Consider the following 3,526-nt stretch of genomic DNA (forward strand, 5'->3'; position numbering starts at 1 on the left):
TGCGCGTCTGCGCCCGTTTCCTCGGCGCGCTGGTGCTCCGCCCACTCTTTCGCTCGTTCCCGCTCCGTTGGGGTGACGAGCGCGGTCATGATCGCGGCGGACTCGGGATCGAGGAGCCCGGTGAGCCGGGTCATCCCGTCCGACAGCGGCGTCAGCCGCAGGAACCGCTTTTGACGGCGTTCGGCCTCGTCGGGGGCGGCTCCGTCGGGGTCGAGGAGTTCGACGGCGTGCTCGGTGAGCCTGGCCACTTCCTCGGCGCTGTGCCGGAGCCCGCCCGTGTCGGACCCGGCGAGGGCGACGAGTTCCCTCTCGGCGGCAGCTGTCTGTTCGTTGGCCCCGATTCGCTTGGTGACGCGGGAGAGCCCGGCCACGATCACCTCCGCGGCGTCGGTGCCGAGCTCGCCCGCGTCGAGGGCCGCGGAGACCGCGGGAAACGCGCCGGGGACGACGTCGCCCAGCAGATTCGTCGCCGTGCGGGTGCGCTTCGCGAGCCGGATACGCTGCCGGGCGGTGCGCTCGGAAACCCCGGTCACCGACGCGGTGAGCGAGCCGGCCGAACGGAAATTCTGTTGCCGGGCGAGGCCCTCGGACCCGTATTCGCGTGCGGAGGCCTCGTCGACGCGGCCCGCGGCCCAGACCCGGGCGGCGTCCACGTGTCGTGCTAGGGCCTCGACCCCGGCAAGATCGGCCAGGATGCGTTCGTGGCGGCGGGCCTTTGCCGGGTCGAGGACTCCCTCGGTGGCCCCGTCGGGCTGGATGACGCCCTGGAGCCCGCCGCCCCAGTCGAGGACACCGTTTCCGGCCCCGGCGGTGTCTCGGGCCGCGGCGCGCTCCTCGGCGAGCGCGCGGGCGGCTTCGTCGCGGAGCGCGGTGAGGATCAGGTGCGCGGCCTCGGTGAGACCGGCGACCGTGAGCGGGATCGTGACGGTCTCAGCCGCGCGATTCTCCGGGGCGACGGTCTCAGACGACGACGTTTCCGCGGCATTCCCGGGCACTGCGACCCCGCCCGGCTGGAACCCGGGGTAGGTGGCATCGGTGCTCGGGAAGAAGTTCATGTGCAGACCATAACCGGGACCACCGACATTCGCGTTTGCCGAGATGCGGGGCGCGAGGACCGCGGCGGCACGGCTGAAATCCGTGCGTGCTGCCGGAGTGAGCCACGGTGGAAACACGCCACCGCGGGAACCCTCGGGGGCAGGCTCGCACCCCGGGATTGCGCCGCCCGCGGAGGCAGCGCGGCCCCGCTCGGGCGGAACCCGGGAACAGTGGCGTCAGCGCTGGGGAAGAAGTTCATGTGCAGACCGTAACCGGGACCACCGACATTCCTGTTCGGTGGGGTGCGGGGCGCGTGGACCGCGCCGACATGGCTGGAATTCGCGCGCGTGGTCGGAGTGCGCCACCGTGGAAATACGCCACCGCGGGAGTTCCCGGGGGCAGGTCCGCACTGCGGAATTGCGCCGTCCGCGGAGGCGACACGGCCCCGTCCGGGCGGAACCCGGGTAAGGCGGCGTCGGTGCTCTGGTAGAAGTTCATGTGCAGACCGTAACCGGGACCAGGAACATTCGCGTTTGGTGGGGTGCGGGGCGCGTGGATCGCGTCGGCGCGGCGGTGATCCGTGCGCTCTGCCGGAGTGAGCCTCCGTGGAAACACGCCACCGTGGGAGTCCCCGGGGGCAGGGCCGCACCCCGGAATTGCGCCGCCCGCGGAGGCGGTACGGCCCCGCCCGGGTGGAACCCGGGGGCGGTTGCGGAGGTGCTCGGGAAGACGTTCATGTGCAGACGGTAACCGGGACCACCGACATTCGCGTTTGCCGGAGTGCGGGACGCGTGGTCCGCGCCGACACGGCGGAAAATCGCGCGTGCTGCCGGAGTGCTGGGCCGTCCAAGGCTCTCACCGCGCCTGCCGATCGAGCCAGCGATAGACCACCGCATCGACCGGCCCGCACCGTCACAACCACCCCGCCACGGAGGAACCCGGGGACGGCGGCATCGGTGCTCGGGAAGTCGTTCATGAGCAGACCGTAACCGGGTCCACGGACATTCGCGTTTGCCGGAATGCAGTGCGTATGGACCGCGGCGGCTCGGTGGTACTTCGCGCGAGTTGCCGGAGTGAGCCTCCGTGGAAACACGCCACCGCGGGAGCCCCTGGGGGCAGCTCCGCACCTCAGAATTGCACCGTCCTCGGAAGCGGCACGGCCCCGCCCGGGCGGAACCCGGGCAAGGCGGCGGCGGTGCTCGAGAAGACGTTCATGAGCAGACCATAACCGGGCCACCGACACTCGAACCTGGTGGGGTGCGGGGCGCATGGACCGCGGCGACACGGCGGATTTTCGCGCGTGTTGCCGGCGTGCGCCAGCGGGGAAACTTCTCTCTACGGGAGCACCTCGGCGCAGGGCCGCGCCTCGGAGTCGCGCGGCCCGCGAAGGGAGCATCGCCTCGCGCAGGCCACTGACCGAGTCGAGGACGCCCCGCCCGGTCCCGGCGGGGTCTCGGGCCGCGGCGCGCTCCTCGGCGAGCTTGTGGCGGCCTCGTCGCGGAGCGCGGTGAGGATCAGCTGCGCGGCCTCGGTGAGGCCTGCGACCGTGAGCGGAATGCGCGCGGAATCGTGCTCGTTCGGGACCCCCAGTGCCGTCGAGAGGCGCAGCGCTGTGGTTCCCGCGCCTGGACGGGTCCCGGGGGAGTCGGCGAGGGTGCTCGGCTGCGGTCCATGCGGAGGGGTGAACCGGGACCACAGACATACACATGATCCGGGCGGCTGGGCCCGCACCTCTGGGCAGGAATCGTGACCTCGTTGACGATGCCTGGGCAAACGGCTCCGCCCTGACGCGGACAGCGGTTCCCCTCAGAGTGCGGTGCGCTGAATCCCACATCGTGGGTCCCTCTCCGTGGAACAGCGCACCCCGCACCGTCAAGCGGGGGAGCGGGGGAGCCTGCCAGGGCAAAACGTCCCCCTCCACCGCCGTTCTTCCCTCACGGCTCGCGGGGGGTGACGAGACGTGTCTCGTAGGCGGCGATGACGAGCTGGGCTCGGTCTCGGGCGTGGAGCTTGGCGAGCAGGTTCCCGATATAGGTCTTGACGGTGTGGGCGGAGAGGGAGAGCTCGCCCGCGATTTCGTCGTTCGCCAGGCCGCGTCCAACCAGGGTGAGCACCTCGGTCTCTCGCGGGGTCAGGTCTTCGAGCCCCACCGACCCGGCCGATCCGACCGCTGCGGCGTTGCGGCTCGTGCGCTCGACGTAGTGTTCGATGAGCCTTGTGAGGATGCGGAGTGCGAACAGGGCTTCGCCGGTCTGCACGCGCCGGACCGCGTCGATGAGCTGGGCGGGGTCGCCGTCTTTGAGGAGGAAGCCGCTGGCTCCGGCGCGGAGTGCGCCGTAGACGTACTCGTCGACCTCGAACATGCTCAGCACGAGCACGCGGGTCCCGGCGAGTACCGGGTCGGCGGTGATGTCCTGGGTCGCGTGGATGCCGTCGCCGCCCGGCATCCGGATGTCCATCAGCACCACGTCCGGCCGATGTTCTTTCGCCG

2 protein-coding genes are annotated in these 3,526 nt (G+C 71.2%); both read right to left on the minus strand.

Annotation, left to right across the window (positions count from 1 at the left end; all coding sequences use genetic code 11):
- Positions 1-1,055 (minus strand): DUF222 domain-containing protein (locus OOT08_RS16230; protein WP_325093863.1); only part of this gene is annotated, 1,055 nt, incomplete at its 3' end.
- 1,914 nt (positions 1,056-2,969) lie between these two features.
- Positions 2,970-3,526 (minus strand): response regulator transcription factor (locus OOT08_RS16235; RefSeq protein ID WP_325093865.1); only part of this gene is annotated, 557 nt, incomplete at its 5' end.

The organism is Leucobacter sp. M11 (assembly GCF_035726885.1).
Classification (GTDB): Bacteria; Actinomycetota; Actinomycetes; order Actinomycetales; family Microbacteriaceae; genus JAPFRB01.